The following is a 23,162-nucleotide window of genomic DNA, read 5'->3' as shown; positions in this document are numbered from 1 at the left end:
GCCCGCTTGGTCTGGCCTTCGGCCACTGCTGCACATCGCTAGGCCGCTCCTCCCTTCGGTCGTCGAATTTTGGGCCAGCGCTTTAGGGAAAACGATAGCGAAGGGCCAAACCCAAGCTAGAGGAGGCCGGCCGGCAGCTCCAGCCCTCTTCCTTAAAGAGGGGACGCCCTAGGCGCTTTTGGACCAAATACTCAAAGCCGTCATAAGCAAATAGAAAACCGCCCTGCAATAAAATAGATTTGCCGTAGCCACGGCGGCCCGCTTCTTGGCCCGGATAACGGTCGGCTGTGGCCAAAAGAGCAGCTCCAGCCCCCATATACAAAAGGTCTAGGCCTGTATTGATGAGGTAGATGTTTTGGACCTTTCGCTGTTTCTTTCGAGCATCGGCCAAGCTGAGCCCAGGCTCAGCGGGCTTCATCAAAAGGATCGAGCCGCCAATGATGGCCAAGTTGATTCCGCCCCAAATCATGTTCATTTCATGAAAGGCCCGCTCTTCTTCTCCTTGGCTTAGGCCATAGCCCAAAGCCCCTACGCCTAAGGATGCCAAGGACCAGCCCCCCAATAAGTACATGCCTTTTTTTTGCTCTGCAGCCGAGGCCCGAGCATAATCATAGGGCGTTTTGTCTTGCCCCCAAGAAGATAAACTGCTGCCCAAGAAGAGGCAGATTAGGATCATTGTTCTCATCGTTTTTCTTTTCTAAACGATGAATAGGACCAAAAAGATTTTCAGAAATAAATAGGAGAGGGCCATTCGCTAATGCTAGGCCCCAAAGCCTATTCTCCTTGAAAAAGCCCGATTTAAAGTTTTCTAAAAGAGACAGCCCTTTTTAATAAAAATCGTATTATTATATAGTGTATGCCAATTCAGGAAACAATCTCATTATCAATCATATGAACCAATATCAGACGCTACTCCACAAACTAGATGCGTTTATTCGAAAATACTATCTCAATAACTTGATTCGAGGCAGCTTGCATAGTTTGGCCCTGATTTCAGTTATTTGGGTGACCTTTGTGCTTTTAGAGCATTATGTATTTACGTCTTCGGTCTCTTCTATGGCTTTCCGCAAAAGCTTGTTTTATAGCTTTTTGGCCTTGGCGGGCCTAGGACTTAGCTATTGGGTCATTTGGCCTTTGCTGCAATATTTCCGTTTAGGCAAGGTGATTTCTCATGAGAAAGCCGCCCAGATTGTGGGCCAGCACTTTAGCAATGTGCAAGACAAATTGCTCAATGTTTTACAGCTCAACCAACAGGCGCAGGCAGAAAATAGCGCTTTGCTGCTAGCTGCTATCAACCAAAAAACAGTAGAATTGGCCCCCGTGCCTTTTCAAAAGGCCATTGATTTGCGCAAAAACCGCAAGTATTTGCGTTTTGTGCTCCCCCCTTTGTTTATCTTCTTTGGACTGTTGGTTTTTTCTAATATTGTGCAGAATAGTACGGGCCGTATTCTTTCTAATAATGAAGAGTTTGAGCGCCAAGCACTCTTTGGTTTTGTTCCCCGCAATTTGGACAAAAAACTACTGCAATATGAAGACTTTGAACTTATCGTAGATATTGAAGAAAAAGGCGCTCTGCCCGCAGAGGTCTTTATTGAGGTGGATAATTATCAGTTTAAGATGGAGAAACTGAGCCCTACCCAATTTCGCTATATCTTCCCCAAGGTCCAAGAAGATCTTAATTTCCGCTTTCAAGCCAATGGCTTTAGCTCTAAGAGCTATAGCATGAACGTTTTGGAAAAACCCAATTTGCTGAATTTCCAAACCGCCCTAGATTTTCCAGCCTATACAGGCCGCAAAGATGAAACTCTAGATAATGTCGGCGACCTAGTGGTCCCCGCAGGCACCAAAGTAGAATGGTTGTTTGCCGCCAACTTTACCGATGAATTAGCTGTTCGCTTTGCTGGAGAAGAACGCCAAGAAGCCGAACGCTCTGGCCGCCAAAACTTTAGTTTCAAACGCCAACTACAAGCCGACGGTAGCTATAAAATCTACCTCTCTAATGCTAAATTGCCTATGGGCGATTCGCTAAATTATAGCATTACCGTTATTCCCGATCTCTATCCCCAAATTGAGATGGAAAAGTTTGCCGATAGCACAGATAGCAAATTGATGTATTTTGCTGGCTCGGCTTCTGATGATTATGGCCTAAATAGCCTCGCTTTTCATTATACGATTGAGCGAGATGGAAAAATCTTGCGCCAAGAAGTAGAACCCCTGCCCATCCGCAGCAATAAGCAAACAACTTATCGCTATACCCTCAATTTTCGGAATATGGGCCTAGAACCAGGCGATAAACTTAGCTACTATTTCCAAGTTTGGGATAATGATGGCGTACAAGGGAGCAAATCTTCTAAAACCAGCAGAATGGTTTACCAAATGGCTACCGTAGAAGAAATGAAGGCCCAAGAAGAAAAGAATGATGAAGCCATTAAATCTGATCTGGAAGAAGCCCTAGCCGAAATGGAAAAACTCAAAAGAGAAATCAAAAAGGCTAAGGAAAATGTGCTGCAGAAAAATGAACTCAATTGGCAAGACCGCCGAGAAATTGAGAAGCTTATCCAACAGCAAAAAGAAACACAGGAGAAAATCCAAAATGCCGAGCAGAATTTCCAAGAAAATAAAGAGCAGCAAGAACAGTATCAACAGGTTGATGAAGAACTGCTCAAAAAACAGGAAATGATCGAAAAGCTTTTTGAAGAGGTCATGTCTGATGAGATGAAAGAACTCTTTGAAAAGATGGAGGAGATGCTAGACAAAATGGATAAGAAGGAGGTCCTCGAACAACTCGAAAATATGGAGATGAACGAGGAGGAAGTAAAAGACGAATTGGACCGCATGCTTAGCCTCTTCAAGAAAATGGAGCTGGAAAAAGAAATGATGGACGCCAAAGAAGAACTCGAACAACTGGCCGAAGAACAAGAAAAATTGGCCGAGGAAACCGAGCAAAAAGATGGCGATCAACAATCTGCTGAAGAACAAAAAGAATTAGAAGAAAAACAGGAGGAAATCAACGAGAAGTTCGAAGAGATTCAGGATAAAATGGATAAGGCTAAAGAGAAAAACGAAGAACTCGATCAGCCGATGGAAATGGATAATGAAGATCTCAAAGAACAGAAAAAAGAGGCCCAAGAAAATCTTCAAAATTCTTCGGACCAACTCAAAAAGAAGCAGAATAAACAGGCGGCCAAGTCGCAGAAAAATGCCGCCAAGAAGATGAAGGAAATGGCCGATGAAATGGGCGAAATGATGGGCGAAGGCCAAATGAAACAAATGGAGCAAGACCTTAAGGCGATGCGCCAATTGCTAGAAAATTTAGTCGACCTCTCTTTTGACCAAGAAGCCCTAATCGATGAGGTGCAGGCCACCCTGCCCAATACGCCCAAATATGTTAAGCTGGTCCAAAAACAATATAAAATCAAAGATGATTTTAAACAGGTGGAGGATAGCTTGCAAGCCCTAGCCAAAAGAGTCTACCAACTCGAAAGCTTTATTACCGAAAAGGTCAATGATACCAAAAAGACCCTCAATAAAGGCATCGACTTGCTGGAGGAACGCCAAAAACGCCCCGCTATGGTCCAACAACAATATAGTATGACCTATATCAATGACCTGGCCCTAATGCTCAGCGAATCGATGAACCAAATGCAACAGCAAATGGCTAGCGAAATGGCCGGCGAACAAATGTGCGAAAAACCCGGCGGCAAAGGTAAACCCGGTAGTAGCGGCAAAGGTAAAGGCCAAGATGGAGACCAACCCAATATGGGCGGCATGAAGGAGATGCAGAAAGGCCTGCAAGAACAACTCAAAAAGCTAGAGCAAATGATGAAAAATGGCCAGTCGCCCTCTAGTAAACAGTTTGCAGAAATGGCCGCCAAACAAGCCGCTATCCGCAAAGCTATGGAGAAAATGAAACGCGAACTCCAACAAAAAGGCAAAGGCGGCGGAAAAGAACTGCAAGATATTATTGACCAAATGGATAAGGTGGAAACCGACCTGGTCAATAAACGCCTACCCTCCGATATCAATAAACGCCAACAAGATATTCTCACTCGTATGCTCGAACATGAAAAGGCCCAAAGAGAAAGAGAATACGATGACCAAAGACGAGCCGAACGACCCAATGAAGATTTACCCAAAAATATGCCCCCCGCTATGCAGGAATACCTCAAAGAAAGAGAGGGGCAAGTGGAACTCTTCCGGACCGTTTCGCCTAACCTCAAACCCTACTATAAGAAAAGAGTAGAAGGCTATTTTAGAGCCCTCCGATAAATGTAGTTAGTGGATAGAATTCTCCCCAAGGAGCCCCGCAATCGCGGGGCTCCTTTTTTTGTCTAGCTCCCCGCATCTAGAATTTTGGGCGAAGCCCAAAATGGCCTAGGGGCCTGAAGGGGTGGCCGCAGGCCAGACCCAGCTTTTGAGCAAAGCGAAAAAGCGCAGGGCCGAGCAGACCTGCGAGCCCCGCAAGGGCCCGGCCGCCAAAGGCGGCAGGCCCCCCAAAAAAAAGGTTACAAAAACTAGATTAACTTTAAATGAGAATTAGGTTGATTTCAGATGAAGTGAAGCTTAATTAGTTGTTAAGCAAAATATTATTTCGACGAAATTGAGTAGCTAAAGATAATAGGCAATTAACGAGCAGTTAAAGAGAAAAGACTTCCTTTGCAGGCAAATGGTCCCCCAAGCATCAAATCGACTTTTCTCAACTCCAAATTTTACCTAATGAAACATCTTCGCATTCTCTCTTTTCTGCTGCTGCTGAGCAGCCTAGTTTTTACGGCCTGCAAAAAAGATGAGGCCAATTCTGGCATCTCGGGTACCCTAACCGATAGCAATGGCGATGCCCTCGCAGGCGTGACCGTAACGGTTTATGACCTAGATGGGGCAGAGGTCGCCACAACTAGCTCCGCCGCCGATGGCCGCTATTCTCTTGAAGGGACGAGCAACGGAAGTATCGAGTTTATTAAGCTGGCTTACCGCAGTATCGAGCAAAGTTTGAATGGCGAAGAGGAGCAGACGATTAACGCTTCTTTGCAAGAGGATGCCTTTGTCTCTAGCTATTTTACAACCGCCAATAATCAAGTCGATAGTAGCGCAGGCATTTTCCAAACTAACTCGATTTTGCCCGCTAGCAGCCTCAATTTTGGTACGCAAGCCGTCCTAAATGACAATTGGTTTATCTCTACAAACTTCAAAGGGGCCCTAGATCCCAATAGCACGGCCTGGTACGATGGCTGGTCTTTTTATAGCCGAATTGTGGCCGGAAATACAACTTCTGCCGCCCTGCCCACGGGCCGCCCTGTTCAAACTATTAGCGATAGTTTGATGCAAAATGCCGCCGATTCAGTCTATTGGAGCAAGGATACGACTTATATTTTAGAGGGCTTCGTTTTTGTCAGTAGCGGCCAAACGCTCTTCATTGAAGAAGGGACCATTGTCCAAGGAAAGGCCGGCTCTGGCGCCGATGCTTCTGCCCTGATTGTAGCCCCAGGCGGCAAGTTGATGGCCGAAGGAACCGCCGCAGAACCAATTATTTTCACTTTTGAAGGCGACCAAGGGGGTACCGCAGCTACCGAACGTGGCCGCTGGGGTGGACTCATCGTTCTCGGTAAGGCGAGCCTCAATTCTACGCCCGGCCAAACCCAAATTGAAGGGATCCCTAGCTCGGAAAGCCGTGGCCTTTATGGCGGAACCCTAGATAATGATAATTCTGGCGTCATTCGCTATGTTTCTATCCGCCATGGCGGCTCAAATATTGGCGCCGATAACGAAATTAACGGCCTTACGCTTGGGGGCGTAGGCTCGGGAACAACGATCGAATATGTCGAGGTGATCGGCAATAAGGACGATGGTATCGAGTGGTTTGGCGGCACCGTAGATGCCAAATATCTCATCTCCGCTTTCTGCGCCGATGATGCCCTAGATTATGATGAGGGCTACCGTGGCCGCAATCAGTTTGTGATCGTTCACCAAAATGAAAATCCCAATGATGATGCCGACCGTGGCGGCGAACATGATGGTGGCACCAACCCCGAAACGGCTACGCCCTACGCCACGCCCACTTTCGCCAACGCCACTTTTGTAGGCAATCCCAATAGCCGCGCCATTACTTTCCGAGACAATGCCGGCGGCCAATATTATAACTCTATTTTCAGTGGTTTTGACCGTGGCATCGATATCGAGGACCTCATCGGCCAAGAGCAAGATAGCTACAAGCAATGGCAAGATGGCAACCTCAAAATCGAGGGCTGTATCTTCCACAATATCAATGCGAGCAACATCTTCCGCACATCCAATTAAGTCAGTTTTGTATAGGCTCAGCGTCTTTTAGGCGCTGGGCTTTTTTTATGATGTTTTGGGGCCTCCTGCCTGCGGCAGGCGGTTACTCCCTTCGGTCGTCGAACTGCGGCCTAACGGCCTTGTTGTCGTTTCGCAGCTCGCTATTACTTGCTTCGCTGCGTCGGCTCCCGTTGGTCGGGTCGCTCGGCCGTTATTCCCTTCGGTCATCGAACTGCGGCTTTCAGCCTTGTTGTCAGCGCCTGCAGCGCTTCGGTCTGGCTCTGCGGGCCACTGCTGCACATCGCTAGGCCAAATGGAAGCTCTGCGCTTTGCGCCCTGCCCACCGCAAGATATCCTTTCCGCTTTCTTCAATATGTATGGATTATGAAACAATTTTCACTACTTATTTTTCTGCTTTTTATTAGCCTGAGCCTCAGTCAGGCACAAGAAAAAGCCGCTATGGCCAGCATTAGCGGCAAGGTCCTAGAGGCCAGCTCTGCCTATCCCGTGATTGGGGCCACGGTCTTTCTACCCGAGCTCAATATTGGTGTAATCACTAATTTTGAAGGGGAGTACCGCCTGCCTAATTTGCCCGCAGGCAGCTATAAGTTGCAATGCTCTTATTTGGGCTTTAGCACGCAAACCGTAGAAAATATTAGCTTAGCCGAAGGCCAAAGTTTCCAATTAGATTTCACTCTGCAAGAAGAAGCCTTGGCCCAAGATGAAGTGGTCATCGAGGCCAAGCAAATCCGAAATACAGCTAATGCTTTGCTGACCATCAAAAGACAGTCGTCTCAGGTTTTGGATGGGGTCTCGGCCGCAGAAATTAAGAAAACTGGAGATAATGATGCCGCCGCCGCTATGCGCCGCATTACAGGGGTTACGGTAGAAGGAGGCAAGTATGTTTATGTGCGTGGACTAAGCGATCGCTATAGCAAAACGACACTCAATGGGGCCGAAATCCCTAGCCTAGACCCTAACCGCAATTCGGTCCAAATGGACCTTTTTCCCGCTAACCTCATTGATAATATTCTAGTCTATAAATCCTTTAGCCCTAATCTCTATGGCGATTTTACTGGAGGCTATATTGATATTGAGACCAAGGATTTTCCAGAACGCTTTAGTATCAACGCCAGTTTGTCTACTTCTTATCATACAATCGCTAGCTTCAATCCCAATTTGAATAGCTATGCGGGAAGTAGCACAGACCCGCTCGGCTTTGATGATGGCCTTCGCCAATTACCTTCTACTATTCCCAATATCGAGGAGGGCCAATTGCCCGAGTTTGAGCCCAACAGCTCCGCCAGTTTTAATGCAGCAGATGCGCAGCAGATCGCTGCCGCTAGCCGCAGCTTTGCCAATAATTGGGAGCAGTCGGGCCGTAGCCGCTTCCTCAATAGCCGAGCGTCTTTTTCTATCGGCAATCAAAGAAAGTTGTTTGGCAAACCCCTAGGCTTTATTGCCTCGCTCAGTTATAGCCAACAGGCTAGCGGCTATACCAATGGAAATTATGGAATTTATGAATTGGGCGGCAATAGCCAAAGCACCAACCGCCTTACTTCTCAGCTTCAATTGGAGGAGCAGCTGGGCCGAGATGAAACCCTTTGGGGAGCCATGCTAGGCGCTAGCTACAAACTGAATAAAAATAATCAGCTTCGCCTAACCGTTTTGCGCAACCAAAGCGCAACTTCTACCGCCCGCTATGCCGAAGGGACCAAATTTAGAGATGATCCCGATGATGTTTTTATTAGCCAGTCATGGCGGTTTTTAGAGCGCAGCCTGAGCAGCTACCAATTGGGCGGAAAACATTTTATCCCCAAATGGAAAAACCTAGAGATCAAATGGCAAAGCGCTTATTCGCTTTCTGCCCAAGATGAACCCGACCTGCGCTATTTTACTTATCGCTACCGCCCCGATCAAGATCGCTATTTTCTGAAGTTGAGTAGTGATAATAGCCCCAGCCGCTTTTATCGAGAAATGAATGAAAACACTTGGTCCAACCGAGTTGATTTGAGCTTGCCCTACAAACAATGGAATGGCCTTTCGGCTAAGCTGATGGCCGGCGCTAGCTATAATAGAAAAGCTAGAGTCTTTAGAGAAAACCGCATTGTCTTTCAGCAATCGGGGATTGTGCCCTTTAATGGCAATTTGACAGATTATTTTGCCGAGGACCAATTGGTCCAATACGATGCAGGCGAAAACCAATGGGCCAATAATGGCCAAGGCCTTTATGCCGATTCTGATATTGATCTACAAAATAGCTATGATGCCCAACAAGATGTTTTTGGCCTCTACCTGATGAGCGAATTGCCCCTGACGAAAAAGTTGCGCTTGATCACGGGCCTAAGAATGGAGCAAACTAGCCTGAGCATGCTTTCTCTAGATCCCGCTTTACAAGCTATTGACTCTTTGCATTTGGACCAATCTTCTCCTTTGCTCAAAAATTTGGACCTCTTGCCGGCCCTTAGCCTAAATTATGAGTTGAATGATAAAATGAAGTTGCGCTTTGCCTATTCTAGAACCTTGGCCCGACCTAGTTTTAGGGAGTTGGCGCCCTACACCAATTTTGATGTAGATGGGGGCTATCTCTTGGCGGGTAACCCTAACTTGCAGCGCAGCCTAGCCGATAATATTGATCTGCGCTATGAGTTTTACCCCAGCTTTGCCGAATTGATTTCGCTTACAGGCTTTTTTAAGCAGTTTTATAATCCTATTGAGCGCACCTTTAATCCTACTGCCCCCAACTCAGAGATTACTTTCCGTAATGTAGAAGAGGCCCAAATTCTAGGTTTGGAGCTAGAGCTGCGCAAAAACTTAGGCTTTATTGCTGCTCCGCTCAAGGACTTTAGCTTGGCGGCCAATTTTGCTTATATCTACTCGGCCACTAAAATTGATCCTTTAGAGTTAGCGGAGATTCGGGCTACCGTAGCCGATGCTAAGGATAGTCGCCCCATGTTTGGTCAATCGCCTTATTCGGCCAACTTCCTTTTGGCCTATAAAAATGATTATGGAACAACGGCCAATCTCGTTTTTAATGTTATTGGTCCCCGCATTTCTTTGATTGTTCGTGGAGGTACCCCCAATGTGTATGAGCAGCCCGTTCCCCTTTTGGGCTTTAATCTAGCGCAAGAGCTGGGCAAGGGCTTCCGTCTGAGCTTGCGGGCAAACAATCTTTTGGGTAGCCGCTATCGGGAATCTTTGGACTATAAAGGCAAAGAATACTTTATTCAGCGCTATGATTTGGGCCGAAGCTTTTCTTTGGGCGTCAATTATCGATTTAATCGAGCTGCCGAATAGGGCTGTTTCTAGTTTGGCTTATCCTATATAGTATTAGCCCAAGCATTATTAAAATGCTTGGGCTTTTTTAGTCAAGGGAATAGAGCTCTGTGAAATAGAGACTGTTTAAAATTTTGTGTTTCTCCTTTTTGCTGCCTAGGGGCTTGTCCCTAGGCGACTATTGGCCAAATCCTAAGCAGCTAAAGGCCCAAATTTTATTCTGATACACAAAATCCTGAACAGTCCCTTAGGAAGGTTGTTTTGGGGCCTGCCGCCTTCGGCGGCCGGGCCCTTGCAGGGCTCGCAGGTCTGCTCGGCCCTTCAGCCCTTCGGGCTTCGGTCTGGCCTTCGGCCACCCTTTCAGGCCCCTAGGCCTGCGGCCCTTCGGGCCTGTAGGACGAGTTTTTGGAATAGCCTATCAAAGTCTTGATCTACGGTTTCACAAATTGCGAATAGCATCCCCTGCTTTACAATAGCCGTTTCACAAATTGCGAATAGCTTCCTCTAAATGGAATATGTTGTAAGGTATAAGGGGGCCTGTAGGATCGAGATATATACCTGTAGGTTGAAACCTACAGCAACAAAAGAGGCCATACTAGGCGCAATAAAAATGAGCCGATGGTTAAAACCATCGGCCCATATCATTTATAGCAAACAAGGGCTTTAGCCCGCCAGTTTGCATAGACCCGCAACCATGGGCTTCAGCCCATGGCCCAAAACTCCCCAGCCACCAAAGAAAAAAGCTAAAAGGAAAAAGACAGATGAGCGGCCTAGCGATGTGCAGCAGTGGCCGTTAGGCCAGACCGAAGCCCGAAGGGCTGAAGGGCCGAGCGAACAGCGAGCTGCGGAACGTAGCGCCGCAGCTTTGCTGCGGAGGCCCCAAAAAAACAGCGAGCTGCGACAACCAGTCCCTATAGGGACGCCAGTTCGACGACCGAAGGGAGTAACCGCCGCCACATTATATTCAGCGGAGGCCCCAAATCCTTATCCTTTTTGGATAGAAAAGCTCATTCCTGCTTTAGGGATAAAGAGGTTTTTGCCTTTAGCTTCAAAGGCGGCTTTTGCTTCTTTATGATCGATAGTAATAAAGCCGAAAGTGTCGAAATGGATGCCGACAATCGTGTTACACTCAATAAAATCGGAGGCAATGATGGCATGTTCATAGCTCATCGTAAAATTGTCGCCGATAGGGAGCAGGGCAAAATCGAGTTTGGGATAGAGCATAGGAATCAGCTTCATATCCATAGTGAGGGCGGTATCTCCGGCAAAGTAGAAAGTACCATCATTAGAGCTGATGACAAAGCCCATGGGGTTGCCGCCATAGCTGCCATCGGGTAGGGCAGAAGAGTGAACGGCGGTGGTGCAATGGACAGTAAACTCGCCAAAATTCCATTTGCCCCCGATATTCATGGGGTGTGTATTTTCGATCCCTTGTTTTTGCAGCCATTCGGCCACCTCATAAATAGCGACCACCTTTGCGCCAGTGCGTTGGGCAATACTCACGGCATCGCTAACATGATCGGCATGTCCATGCGAAAGTAAAATATAGTCGGGATTAAGGTCATCTGCAGAAATGCTAGCTTCTTGGGCTAGGGGGTTGGGCGTAATAAAGGGGTCAAAAAGGAGTTTTTTGCCGCCTAATTCTACCATAAAAGCAGAGTGACCGTAGTAGGTAATTTTCATAAGGCAAGAAAAATTTCTGAGGTAAAAGGAATAAATGAACTGGGTTTAGGGCTTGGGTATAGAGCTAATTTAAGCTTTTCCCTATTTTTCCCTAGTTTTTTTTAGAACTTTGGCTATTGGGCATTGTTCCCTTTGCAATTAGCTTACTAGAAAGAAGTTCAGGGATTGGGCTTCTCCTTATATACATAATAAATGATTGTAGTAATTTCGGGGACCAACCGCCCCAACAGCAAAACTAGAATTGTCGCAGAGGCGGCTTTTGCTCATTTTAAAGAGAAAGCGGAAGAGGAAGTACGCTTTTTTAGCCTAGAAGATTTACCCGATGACATCTTGCATATAGATATGTATGATCCTGAGCAGCAATCTTCGGCTTTGCGGACCATACAAGAGCAGTATTTGATTGCGCCAAATAAGTTATTTATTGTTTCTCCGGAGTACAACGGCAGTTATCCGGGCGTACTGAAGTTATTTTTGGATGCCTGTTCGATTTATGCCTACCAAGAAAGTTTTCAGGGGGGCAAGAAGGCGGCTTTGGTGGGCGTAGCTGCGGGACGAGCGGGGAACCTGCGAGGCATGGAGCATCTGACGGGCGTATTGAACTACTTGCAAATTACGGTCATGCCCCAACAGCTGCCTATATCTAGCATAGGGGCCCAGTTAGAGGAGTCTGGACAACTCTTAGCCGCTAGCCAAAACGCGCTAGAAGAGCAGGTAGAGCGTTTCTTGGCCTTTTAAGGAAGTCTTTTGCTAGAAAAGCATTAACTTGCTGGAAATAAATCTCCAATTCTATGCGTGGTATTCAATATCTCAATAATAGCAGAGGCCAAAGAGTAAAGGCCATTGTAGATCTCAATAAGTACGGAAAAGAGTTTGCCGCCTTCGTGAAGAGTTTAGAGGCGGCAGAAAGTAGCAATAGCAATAACTCGGGTATGAGCAGCCCCTTTGGCAGCAATCCCGTTGCGGGCGATAATATTGCCTATATGGGTAGCTCGGCGAGCAAGCAGGTTAAGGTAAATGCCCTGATTGCCAAGGCCCAAAGTTTTTATGGCACGCCTTACCGCACGGGCGGCACTACCGCTAGTGGTATGGATTGCTCGGGCCTGACGCAGACCGTTTTTAAGACCATTGGGGTCCAAATCCCTAGGGTGTCTAGAGATCAAGCCCGTACAGGACAGGCCGTAAAGTTTGACCAAGCTCAGGCTGGCGACCTCATCTTTTTTGCTACCGGTACGCCCAACCGCATCAATCATGTGGGGGTAGTTTCTTCTAATGTCAATGGAGAAGTGAAGTTTATTCACGCCTCTTCTAGCCGCGGCGTGATGGAGGCTTCTATGAATAATAATTACTGGCGGAAAGTCTATATGGGCCTGCGCAGAGTACTATAAGCAAGCTAAATCAGTAAAACGATTTTCGAATCTGTTCTCCTGCAAGCAAGCTCTGGGCTCAGAGCTTGCTTGTTTAATTTTTATCCTATGCGTTTATATCTCCTCTTTTTTATGGGCCTTTTTCTGCTCAGTACGGCCTGCCATCGCCCGCCAGGAAAACTCAAAAAAGAACGACCCGAATCGGTGGCCCTGCATTTTATGCACGCCTTTTTAGATGGCGATTTTGAGAAGGCCGAGCAGCTGTCTACTCCAGAATCTAAAGAAATCTTGGTCTTTTTTGAGCAAACCCTAAATGCCGTGACCGAAAGCGAACGCAAGGCCATGAAGGCCGAGGCCGCCGCCAATAAAAAACGAATCAAAACCGCCGAATGCGAATTGCTTTCTAGCCAAGAAGCGCTCTGCTCTTTTTGTTGCGACCAAGACGGAAAACCCCTGTCGGGCAGCAAAATGCAATTGCTCCGCCAAGAAGATAATAGCTGGAAGGTGGTCCTCGAACTGCCCCAAGCCCCCGATTTCTAAATCTCTTCCCCGCTCTCGATTATAATTATGAATATTAGACTGCTTCATCGCGACGAAATTGACCTGCCTCGCTGGAATGGCTGCGTCCACTATGCCCCCAATAGCCTCATTTATGGCTATGCCTGGTATCTCGATAATGTAGCCGATAATTGGTGGGGACTGGTGGAGGATGATTACCAATCGGTCTTTCCGCTGCCTTGGAACGATAAACTCTTTGGCATCAAACGCCTTTATCAACCGCCGCTCTGCCAACAGCTGGGCCTGTTTACCGTAAATGGGTTCTCGGAGGCCCGCATCCAGGCCTTCCTTCAGGCTATTCCCAAAGAGTTTAAGCATAGCCAACTGGCCTTTAATGATAGCATGAGCGCTATCCAACGCCTGCCCGATTATAAGGTCCAAGAACGACCCAATTATTTGCTGCCGCTCAATCAACCTTATGAGAAACTCTATGAGAATTATAGCAGCAACCATAAGCGAAATATCAAAAAGGGCGAAAAAGCCAATCTTTTTGCCACTAGCTCCATCAAACCCGAGGACTTTGTGGCCCAATTAGAACAGGAGATGCTCCGAAAAGGGGAGCAGTTTCCACAGGCTACTTATCATGCTGCGCTCCGCATCATCTACAATGCCCTGCACCGTGGCCAAGGCTTCTTTATGCTCTGCCTCAATGAACAAAAGGAGGTCTGCGCAGCCGTTTTTTGGCTGCTCAATGGCGCCAGATATATCAATTTGCTCAATTATACCACTCCCGCAGGCAAGGAGGTGGGCGCTATGCCTTACCTCATGGACCTCTTTATTCAGGGCCAGGCCAATAAGCCCATGTTCATTGACTTTGAGGGCTCTAGCATCCCCGGAATTGCCCGCTTTTATGAGGGCTTTGGGGCCGAAAATATGCCCTTCTATCAATGGACCGAAAACCGCCTCCCTTGGTGGATCCGCTGGAAGGGCTAGAGGTTTTGGGGCCTCCGATGAATATAATGTGGCGGCGGTTACTCCCTTCGGTCGTCGAACTGCGGCCTAACGGCCTTGTTGTCGTTTCAGGGCTCGCAGGTCTGCTCGGCCCTGCGCGGGCTGCGCCCGCTGGGTCTGGCCTGACGGCCACCCTTTCACATCGCTAGGCCAGTCGCTTCGCTCCCTTGCGGCGGCTTCGCCGCCTTGCTCTGGCCTGACGGCCATCCTTTCACATCGGTTACTCCCGTTGGTCGTCGAACTGCGGCTTTCAGCCTTGTTGTGGCCAGTCGCTTCGCTCCTTTGCGGCGGCTTCGCCGCCTGTAGGACGCCATGGGCCAAAGTTCTTCCTGCATTCTTTTTGCTATGGCCCTAAAAATTATATTTTTGTGAGCGCTATTCCCTTGCTCGGAATGGCCTTTCTTTCCTAAGATAATTCATCTACTTTATGCAACAATATATCAAGGATTTTGCACAGCTAGTTGGCCATGAGGTCAGCATTAAAGGTTGGGTGACCAAAATCCGCAAAAGTAAAACGGCTTGCTTTGCCGACTTTAGAGATGGTTCTGGCTTTACCCAAGCCGTTTTTGCCCTAGAAAGCCTAGGCGAAGAACAATTTGAGTTGGCCAAAACGCTCACCCTAGAAAGTTCATTGGCCATTACTGGCCAGCTCATCCGCAATGAAAAGAGCTTGGGCGGCTATGAGCTTCAAGTGAGCAGCTTCGAGATTTACCATAATGCAGAAGGCTATCCCATCACAAAGTCTGATGAGGAAATGGGCGTAAAGTTTTTGAGCGATAAACGCCACCTTTGGCTCCGCAGCCGCCGCCAATGGGCCATTATGCGTTTGCGCAACCAGCTGATTATGAGCATTCACAATTTCTTCCAATCAGAGGATTTTGTGCAAATGGATGCGCCTTTGCTCACGGGCAGCGCCTGTGAAGGCACTACCGACCTTTTTGAGACCGACTTTTTTGGCCAACCCGCCTATTTGTCTCAATCGGGCCAGCTTTATGGAGAGGCCATGGCCATGGCCATGGGCAAGATTTATACTTTTGGTCCTACCTTCCGTGCAGAGAAATCAAATACACCCCGCCACTTATCTGAGTTTTGGATGATTGAGCCCGAAATGGCCTTTTATACCAATGAAGATAATATGAACTTGATCGAGCGCTTTATTAAGTCGGTCATTGGCGAGGTCCTGTATCGTTGTAAAGATGAACTAGAGGTATTGGGCCGAGATACCAGCAGCCTCGAAAAAGTAGTGGCCGAAACCTTCCCTAGAGTAGCCTATAGCGATGCCGTGAAAATTTTGCGTGGAGAGCTAGAGATCAATGGTAAGAATGCCATCAAATTGCAGGAAGAAGATTTGGCCCAAGCTACGGCCCGCCTAGCTGAAATCCAGGCGGAGATTGCAGAAAGAGAGAAAGCCATTGCTGCGGGTATGAAAAAAGGTGCGCGTAGATTCAATGAAGGAAAAATTTTGGCCCTCAGAGGAGAGGCCAAAGAATTGGAAGAAAAACAGCGTCATATTCCAGACTGGATCGAGTCGGCCAAAAACTTTGAAGATGGCGAAGACTTTGGTAACTCGGATGAAACTGTATTGACCAGAGTATTCTCTACGCCTGTGATGGTCTATAACTGGCCAGCCAAAATCAAATCTTTCTATATGAAAGAAGTAGATGGCGATCCTTCTTTGGTGAAGGGGGTAGACCTTTTGGCACCTGATGGTTATGGCGAGATTGTGGGAGGTTCTGAGCGGGAAACCAGCCTAGAGGTATTGGTCCGCAAAATTGCCGAGCACAACTTAGATCAAGACGACTTTGAGTGGTATTTGGACCTTCGTCGTTTTGGTTCGGTGCCTCATGCAGGTTTTGGTTTGGGCCTAGAGCGTTTGGTGCGTTGGGTTTGTGGCCTCAACCACGTTAGAGAGACCTTGCCTTTCCAGCGTCGTTATGGACAAATCAAGCCTTAAGGCTAAGGGTATAATAAAAAGAGCGCCTAGTTTCTGTGTAGAGACTAGGCGCTTTTTTGTGCGTTTAGCAGGCGGCCAAGCCGCCGCAAAGGCGCGCAGCGCCTCGGCTATAGCCAAATTTAAACGCACTCACTTTTATAGTTTGCAGCAATTTCCCGCTAGTCGGCCCTATTTTTCTCGGCCATAGCGAAGGCTATGCCCTTAAAAAATAGCTGGCCTAGCAGAAAATTCATAGCAAACTATGGCCAAAGCAGCGCGATTAAATCTGGCTGAGGGATGGACAGCAGTGGCGCGAAGCGCCAGACCCAGCCGCCGCAGGCGGCGCAGGGCCGAGCAGACCTGCGAGCTGCGAAACAGCCCGACCCGAGCGAAGCGAGTGGGCAGCCCCAAAAACAAATTAACTAAGTAATTGATAGCTTAAAAAGGCTAGTAAATAAGCAAGTCCTGTCATATAAACTAATTGCAGCAGCGGCCATTTCCAGGAGCGAGTTTCTTTGTAGACCACGGCTAGGGTGCTCATACATTGCATAGCAAAAACGTAGAAAACCAGCAGAGAAATGCCTGTGGGCAGGCTATAAACTGCTTTTTGGCTATCTTCAAATCGTTCGGCACGCATCCTTTCGATCAGGGTATTTTCTTCGGGTTCGCTACCCATACTATATATAGTACCCATAGTGCCGACAAAAACCTCGCGGGCGGCAAAAGAGGCCAGCAAACCGATGCCAATTTTCCAGTCGTAGCCGAGCGGGCGAATAGCGGGCTCAATGGCGTGGCCGAGATGGCCGAGATAGCTAGCGGATAATTTTTCGGCGGCCATATTTTGGGCCAATTCGCTATCATTTTGGCTCATTTGCTGGGCGCGTTCTTCGGCGGCCTGCATGGCTTCGCTGGGGCCATAGCTACCCAGAATCCAGAGCAAAATGGAGAGGGCCAGAATGACTTTACCGGCTTCTAGGACAAAAGACTTTGATTTTTGGTAGGCCGTGAGAAAGACATTTTGCCAGCGGGGCCATTTATAGCTAGGAAGATCAATCACAAAAGGGTTTTGGTCCTTTTTGGGGAGAATAAAGCGGAGCGCAAGGCCCGTGAGCAGAGCGCCAAGCACGCCAAGGAGATAAAGGCCCAGCATGGCGAGACCTTTCCAGCCAAAGCCCCAACTACTGCCATCGGGAATCACCAGAGCGATTAGGATGACATAAACAGGCAGGCGGGCGGCGCAGCTAATCATGGGACTGACAAAAATGGTGGCCATGCGTTCTCTCCAGCTGCTAATATTTCGGGCGGCCATCACGGCGGGAATAGCGCAGGCGGCTCCAGAAAGGAGGGGGAGCACACTTTGTCCGCTCAGGCCAAAAAAGCGCATGGGTTTATCCATGAGGAAGACCACCCTAGAGATATAGCCGCTTTCCTCGAGGATGGAGAGGGCAAAAAAGAGGATAGCAATTTGGGGGACAAAAATCACGACCCCGCCGATGCCGGGGATAATCCCCTCTGTAATCAATTCATTGATTGGGCCAGGGGGGAGGAGTTCTGCGATAAAGCTAGCTAGGGCGCCTGTACCTTCATCGATCAGGCCCATAGGCCAATCGGCCAGGCTAAAAATCAGTTGAAAAATGCCAAAGAGGACCGTAAGGTAAATGAGATAGCCAGCGATAGGGTGGCTGGTCCATTGGTCTAAGAAATGGGACCAACTGCGTTTAGTGCTGGTTTTTTTTCGGGCCTTTTTAAGTTGTGGGCGAATTTGCTCGAGTCGTTTTTGGCTATCCTTCAGCTGAGCGGCAGCATCATTTGACTTCATCAGGGCTAAAAATTCTGCATTAGCAGAAGGAGCCTCTTGGGAGAGGAGTTGATCAATGGCCTTGGGGATTTGGTCGAGGCCAAGTCCTTGGCGGGCATTGATACGGAGAGGTTCTTGGCCGAGGAGGGGGAGGAGTTCTTGAGTATCAAACTGGAACCCTTGGCCCTCTGCTTGGTCGAGCATATTGAGTAGGGGCAGAACGGGGATGCCCATAGCTAGGGCTTGTTGGGCCAGGAGTAAGCTTCTTTCGAGGTGGCTAGCATCGAGGACCAAGAGCAGAGCGTCAAAGCTTTCCTCTTCCAATGCTTTGATCACCACTTCTTCATCTGGAGATTTAGCGAAGAGGCTATAAAGTCCGGGCAGGTCGGTCAGTTGGCCGTTGAGCTCCTGCAATTGAATTTTGCCTACTTTTTTCTCTACGGTAACGCCAGGAAAGTTACCGACCTTTTGTTGGAGGCCAGTGAGTTGGTTAAAGAGAGAGGTTTTGCCCACATTAGGGGGCCCAAGCAGGGCGATATTTAGATGTTTATTGGCTACTGTATCCATATTTCTTTGGCTTCTGCTGGCCCGATGGCCAATTGTTGCAAATTATCGGCAAGTTCGAGGAGGAGGGGGCCGGCTAGGGGGGCTCTTTTGAGCAGGCGGAACTTAGCGGCGGGAAAGAGGCCCATCTCCATAAGTTTTAGGCTGAGCAAAGGGGAGTCTGTATGGAGGAAGGTAAGTTGTTCTCCTTTTTTGGCTTCCCAGAGTCGGCGGATGGAAGAATTTTCAGACATATATATAGTATTGTGTGTGTGGTCTTGCAAATTTAGACTAAATCTACAAAAGCCCCAAAAAAAGATAATTCTGTCTTTTTTTGGGTGGGCTAAATTAGTGAAAAAGGGGGGAATAGGCAAAGGGCTAAAAAAATATCCGTCTACAGCATCTGTAGACGGATATTGGGTGTTTGGGTTTACTTTTGGATTAGGGTTCCATCATCCAGCGTTGTAGTTGTGGATTTTTGGCTTGTCCATTTTTTTTGATAAAGAAGTCGGCATAACTACCTAGAGATTGGAACTTAAACTCGACATAATGGTCATCAATTTTCTTGGCGACCCATTCTTGGATATAGCGAGATTTTTTCTCCTCCTTAGCGGCCATTTGGATGCGGCTATAATCATCTTGGAGATTAGCGACATGGGGGATTGTTCGGTTTCTAATTTTGATGAGGGTATATTCTTTTTCTCCGAAGGGGGTACTATACTCGATAGCTTCAGAGATTTCACCTTTTTTGAGTTTTTCGATAGCGAAATAGACTTCGGGGCTAAGGTCGCCAAGTTCCCAGTAGGGTTCGCCTGTTTGGGGGTTCATCATAGCGCCGTTTCTGGTTTTGCTAAACTCATCTTCTGAGAAGCGTTGGACGGCCTGATCGAAGGTAAAGGAATCGAGTAAGATCAGAGAGCGGATACTATCGGCTTCATTTTTTGCTCGTTCTTCATCGGCGGGGGTTAGTTCTGCTTTAATGAGGATATGTCGGGTATGGATATTATTACCGAGGCGTTCGAGTAGTTGGATAATATGGTAGCCATATTGAGATTTGACGAGTTCGGAGACTTCGTTTTCGTCGAGTTGGTAGGCAGCGGCTTCAAATTCGGGGACAAAGCTACCTCGGTTGGTGATGCCGAGGTCTCCGCCGCGGGCGCCAGATCCGGGGTCTTGAGAGTATTGTTTGGCCAATTCGGCAAAGTCTGCACCATCAAGAATTTCTTGGCGGATGCGTTCTGCTTCTTGGCGGGCGCGTTCATCTTCCTTATCGTTCACTTTGGGTTTGATAACGATTTGGGCGAGTTCGACAGTTGAGTTAAAGTAGGGCAGGCTATCTTCTGGGATTTTACTGAAGAAGGTTTGCACTTCTTTGGGGGTAACGGTAACGGATTGCATAATATTGGCCGACATACGTTGGACGACCATTTGTTTGCGCATACTTTCGCGCATATCATTTTTGACCTCTTCTGGAGTTTTGCCGTAATAAGCTTTAAACTGTTCGGGGTCATTATTCATATATCGAAGGATTTCGGAGATTCGGGAATCTAGTTGGCCTTCAATTTCGACGGCAGAGACGGTAAAGCTATCGCGTTCGGCTTCAGCGAGGACCACGGCATTGGTAAGCAGTTGGTCTAGAATAACGGCTCGGGCGTTTTCTGGTGGTGCTTCTTTGGTTCTAGATAGGAGCAGGCGGTATTGTGCTTCTATATCGGAAACGAGAATGGGTTCATTGCCTACGAGGGCGACTACTCGGTCAATTTGCTGTTGGGCAAATAGGCCACTACTTAGTAGCAGGCAAGCGAAAAGGAGTCTATACATCATAATAGTTAGTAATCATTAGCATTTAGGGGTAAACAGATTGTTCATTGCCTTGCAACGCAAGAATTGAAAAGAAGGATGGGTTTAGAAGCGTTCAAAGACATTGCCTTCTTTGGCTTTGGCTCTGGCTTCTTTTCGGACTTGGTCCAGGATGAGTTGACGTCTTTGGTGAAGAATAATTCTAGAAATTTCGTCTTGTACTTCAGAGAGGGGGGCGGGTTCATTTTTGTCTTTATATTCAAAGACCTTACAGAGGTAGACATATTTGCTATCGCTGCGGTCAAATACCCGGCCTTTTTCAAGGTAGCTAGAGGGCAGGCGGTTATCGGGTAGTCGGTCGGCGACTCTTTTATATTTTACCCAGCGGTCTTTTTCTAGGGCAAAGACCATTTGGCTTTCATTGGAGAGGCAGAACTGTTTTACTTTTTCCTCATCGCTTTTTTTATCTGATTTGAACCAGTTGCGGAGTTTATCTACGCCTTCTAGTTTTCTGGGGACACGAATAAAGTGGCAGCGTAGCCAGCTTTCTCCGGCAATGTATTGTTCTTTGTTGGCATTATAGTATTGGGCCAATTGAACGGGCGTGACCAGGGTGTCTAGTTCTCTATTGATGAGTTCTTGTTCAAAGTAGGCAATGGTTAGAGAGGCTTTGTAGCTTTCTGTTAATCGGTTGATGCGTTGCGCTTCTTTGTTGGGGAGTTGTTTTTGGGCCACGCCAAGTAGCATTTGGTCCATAATCCATTTGTCAATGTAGAGTTCGGCTTGTTGGGCACTATCTTTTGGTGACAGCCCCTTGCCAATACCATCTAGTGCAGAGGCGTAGAGATAGTTGTCGTACACTCTGGCCAAAGGGTTTTCTTCAGTTGGGGCCTCTGGGCCATTGTTACAGGCTTGCAAGACTCCCAAGAAAAGGAGGGCAATAAGGTGGCGGTAGTAGCTCATAGAATCAATTGCTAAAGAAGGTGGTATAAAATCAAGGGGCAAAGATAAGAAGTTTTCCTGCCAATTTGGTTTCGGCTCCTTTTAGCCTACAGTTTTTAGCCTGATTGAAAAGGAAAAGCTTGGAGCAGAGAAACAAAGCTGCCTAAAAAAGCCGTTCTTTGCGGAAAAAATAGCGATGACAAAAGCAGATTCTCGCAAGGCCTTTATTGCTTTGGCTTTGGTGAGCTTTTTTTGGGGTACTACTTATTTAGCTACCCGCATAGGCGTGGAGGAGGCCCATGGTTTATTTCTCTCCTCTGTTCGACAGTGTATTGCTGGTAGTTCACTAATTGCTTTTATGTGGATCAGAGGTGCCCGCTTCCCTAGAGGAAAGGCCCTACTCCAAACTATTATTATTGGTCTGATGCTTTTAGGCGCCGGCAATGCCCTGATGACTTGGGCCTTGCAATATGTAGAAAGTGGTTTTGCTTCGGTAGTTTCGGCTAGTGGACCTATTTTTATTGCAATCTTTAGCCACTTTATGATTCGACCATTGCCCTGGTCGCCTAAGTTAATAGGGGGAATGGCCTTAGGACTAGTCGGTATTTTAGGGGTGTTCTCTAATTACCTAGATAGTTTTGAACAAAGTCCCAATTTTGCCTTGGGGCTATTGATTATGTTTGGAGCTACTTTGTTTTGGTCTTTGGGCTCCGTTTTGGCTGCCAAATGGAAGCCAGATACTTCTTTATTGATGGGGGCAGGTTTGCAAATGTTCTCTGGCGGCCTTTTTACAGCCCTTATTTGTTCTTTTTTTAGTTGGGACCAACTCGTTTTTGGCCAGCTGAGTATGCAGTTTTGGGGCTCTATTTTGTATTTGGTGGTTTTTGGCTCTTTTGTCGCTTATTCTGCCTATATATATGTAGTGGAACATTTACCCCCCACTCAAGCTGCCTTAAGTGCTTATATCAACCCTATTGTTGCTGTGATTGCAGGCGCTCTTGTTTTAGGGGAGCGCCTGACCTGGCTTACATGGCTTGGTATGTTTTTGACTATTATAGGTGTCTATTTAGTAAACCAATGTTTCAAAACAGCCAATCAGAAGATGCTAGAAGCTGATGAGGAGCTTTTGCAATTGGATAAAGAGGTGGTTTAGGGGCGTTACTCCTTTTAGTCGTCGAACTGCGGCTTGCAGCCTTGTTGTCTGCCTTTGGCAGGCGCTACGTTTACTCCCTTTGGTCGTCGAAGACGGACTAAAGTCCTTGTTGTCGCAGCTCGCTGCTGTTTAGGGGCCTCCGCCTCGCTTCGCTCGTCGGCGCTACGTTTCGCAGCTCGCTGCTCGCTCGGCCCTTCATCGCTTTGCTCCTTGGTCTGGCCTTCGGCCACTGCTGCACATCGCTAGGCCGCCGCTCAGCTAGAAGCCGCTACGCGGCTACAAGCTTCGCTAAGCGCTGCGGCCTTCGGCCGCAGCTTATTGACCCGGCCGGCGGTAGGCGGCGGCCACAGCCATTTTCTACTCTATATAATATAGGCCCTCAAAATATTCCATTTCAGTTTTGGTTTTTCCCTTCGCTGCCTCCGCCTGGGGGCTGTGCTCCTTTGGCCTTGGGGGCCAAAGCGCCCAGCAAAGCGTTCAGCCCTTCGGGCTTCACCATATAATATATAGCTGCCCTTTGGGCAGCAAAGAGCGGAAAGCCTCCTACTATACTATAATAGTAGGAGGCTTTTGCACTATGATATAATAACTATTCATCATTAGGCAAGACAGTCCTCAAAAAAGATTTCCTCCTTAGCTCCAGCAAATCAACCCCTTAGCGTCCAACCCTCAAAAAAGTTCCCTAAATCCTCAAAAAACATTTGGTCAAACCACAATCTTGTCCTACCTTTGTAGCACAGCGCTACAGAAAGTGTGGCGAACATTGAGCTTGCGAACTACTAGGACTTCAAAAAATCCTAGTAATTTTTTTCTCTCAAAATTTGGTTGTAAAAATATTCTTTGTATCTTTGCAACCGCTTCGGCAGAGAAGCTCAAAAATTGACATCG

15 protein-coding genes are annotated in these 23,162 nt (G+C 47.5%); 9 read left to right on the top strand and 6 right to left on the bottom strand.

Going from position 1 to position 23,162, the window contains the following annotated elements; all coding sequences use genetic code 11:
* Nucleotides 1-82: 82 nt before the first annotated feature.
* A complete protein-coding gene (locus OP864_RS07725) occupies nt 83-685 on the bottom strand; it encodes a DUF6992 family protein (protein WP_270100634.1) in 603 nt (200 codons plus the stop codon).
* 167 nt (nt 686-852) lie between these two features.
* On the opposite strand from OP864_RS07725, the gene OP864_RS07720 reads away from it, so the two are divergent.
* The 3 genes from OP864_RS07720 to OP864_RS07710 all read left to right on the top strand — a co-directional run bounded on the left by OP864_RS07720 (nt 853) and on the right by OP864_RS07710 (nt 9,570).
* Nucleotides 853-4,269, top strand: coding sequence for a DUF4175 family protein (locus tag OP864_RS07720; protein ID WP_270100633.1), 3,417 nt, complete (start codon nt 853-855; stop codon nt 4,267-4,269).
* Between the two features lie 447 nt (nt 4,270-4,716).
* The gene (locus tag OP864_RS07715) at nt 4,717-6,294 is read left to right on the top strand and encodes a carboxypeptidase-like regulatory domain-containing protein (protein ID WP_270100632.1); all 1,578 of its coding nucleotides are present in this window, start codon (nt 4,717-4,719) and stop codon (nt 6,292-6,294) included.
* Nucleotides 6,295-6,657: 363 nt separating this feature from the next.
* Nucleotides 6,658-9,570, top strand: a complete 2,913-nt coding sequence (locus OP864_RS07710; RefSeq protein ID WP_270100631.1) for a TonB-dependent receptor — start codon at nt 6,658-6,660, stop codon at nt 9,568-9,570.
* 963 nt (nt 9,571-10,533) lie between these two features.
* On the opposite strand, the gene OP864_RS07705 is transcribed toward OP864_RS07710, so the two are convergent.
* The gene (locus tag OP864_RS07705; protein ID WP_015692319.1) at nt 10,534-11,232 is read right to left on the bottom strand and encodes a metal-dependent hydrolase; all 699 of its coding nucleotides are present in this window, start codon (nt 11,230-11,232) and stop codon (nt 10,534-10,536) included.
* A gap of 192 nt (nt 11,233-11,424) precedes the next feature.
* On the opposite strand from OP864_RS07705, the gene OP864_RS07700 reads away from it, so the two are divergent.
* From OP864_RS07700 to OP864_RS07680, 5 genes are all read left to right on the top strand, one after another.
* Complete coding sequence (locus OP864_RS07700; RefSeq protein WP_270100630.1) at nt 11,425-11,967, top strand: NADPH-dependent FMN reductase; 543 nt, start codon at nt 11,425-11,427, stop codon at nt 11,965-11,967.
* Between the two features lie 53 nt (nt 11,968-12,020).
* On the top strand, nt 12,021-12,617 hold the full coding sequence (locus tag OP864_RS07695) for a C40 family peptidase (RefSeq protein ID WP_270100629.1): 597 nt from the start codon (nt 12,021-12,023) through the stop codon (nt 12,615-12,617).
* 87 nt (nt 12,618-12,704) lie between these two features.
* Nucleotides 12,705-13,136 carry a nuclear transport factor 2 family protein gene (locus tag OP864_RS07690; RefSeq protein WP_270100628.1) on the top strand — a complete coding sequence of 144 codons (432 nt, stop codon included), beginning with the start codon at nt 12,705-12,707 and terminating at the stop codon, nt 13,134-13,136.
* Nucleotides 13,137-13,163: 27 nt separating this feature from the next.
* A complete protein-coding gene (locus OP864_RS07685) occupies nt 13,164-14,087 on the top strand; it encodes a hypothetical protein (protein ID WP_015692315.1) in 924 nt (307 codons plus the stop codon).
* 445 nt (nt 14,088-14,532) lie between these two features.
* Nucleotides 14,533-16,059, top strand: coding sequence for an asparagine--tRNA ligase (locus tag OP864_RS07680; RefSeq protein ID WP_270100627.1), 1,527 nt, complete (start codon nt 14,533-14,535; stop codon nt 16,057-16,059).
* A 397-nt stretch (nt 16,060-16,456) separates the two neighbouring features.
* On the opposite strand, the gene feoB is transcribed toward OP864_RS07680, so the two are convergent.
* The 4 genes from feoB to OP864_RS07660 all read right to left on the bottom strand — a co-directional run bounded on the left by feoB (nt 16,457) and on the right by OP864_RS07660 (nt 21,142).
* Nucleotides 16,457-18,403 (bottom strand): ferrous iron transporter B, encoded by a 1,947-nt coding sequence (feoB, locus tag OP864_RS07675; RefSeq protein ID WP_270100625.1) that lies wholly within the window; start codon nt 18,401-18,403, stop codon nt 16,457-16,459.
* Entirely contained in the window at nt 18,391-18,633 is a 243-nt protein-coding gene (locus tag OP864_RS07670) for a FeoA family protein (RefSeq protein WP_041329585.1), read from the bottom strand. The genes feoB and OP864_RS07670 overlap by 13 nt, the downstream gene beginning before the upstream one ends.
* 187 nt (nt 18,634-18,820) lie before the next feature.
* Nucleotides 18,821-20,203 (bottom strand): peptidylprolyl isomerase, encoded by a 1,383-nt coding sequence (locus tag OP864_RS07665; protein WP_270100624.1) that lies wholly within the window; start codon nt 20,201-20,203, stop codon nt 18,821-18,823.
* Nucleotides 20,204-20,284: 81 nt separating this feature from the next.
* On the bottom strand, nt 20,285-21,142 hold the full coding sequence (locus OP864_RS07660) for a hypothetical protein (protein WP_270100623.1): 858 nt from the start codon (nt 21,140-21,142) through the stop codon (nt 20,285-20,287).
* A 175-nt stretch (nt 21,143-21,317) separates the two neighbouring features.
* Between OP864_RS07660 and OP864_RS07655 the strand changes: the two genes are divergently transcribed.
* The gene (locus tag OP864_RS07655; protein ID WP_270100622.1) at nt 21,318-22,274 is read left to right on the top strand and encodes an EamA family transporter; all 957 of its coding nucleotides are present in this window, start codon (nt 21,318-21,320) and stop codon (nt 22,272-22,274) included.
* Nucleotides 22,275-23,162 lie beyond the last annotated feature (888 nt).

The organism is Saprospira grandis (genome assembly GCF_027594745.1).
GTDB classification, from domain to species: Bacteria; Bacteroidota; Bacteroidia; order Chitinophagales; family Saprospiraceae; genus Saprospira; species Saprospira grandis.
Note: the sequence above shows the minus strand (reverse complement) of the source record. Positions and strands in the feature narration are given on the sequence as shown.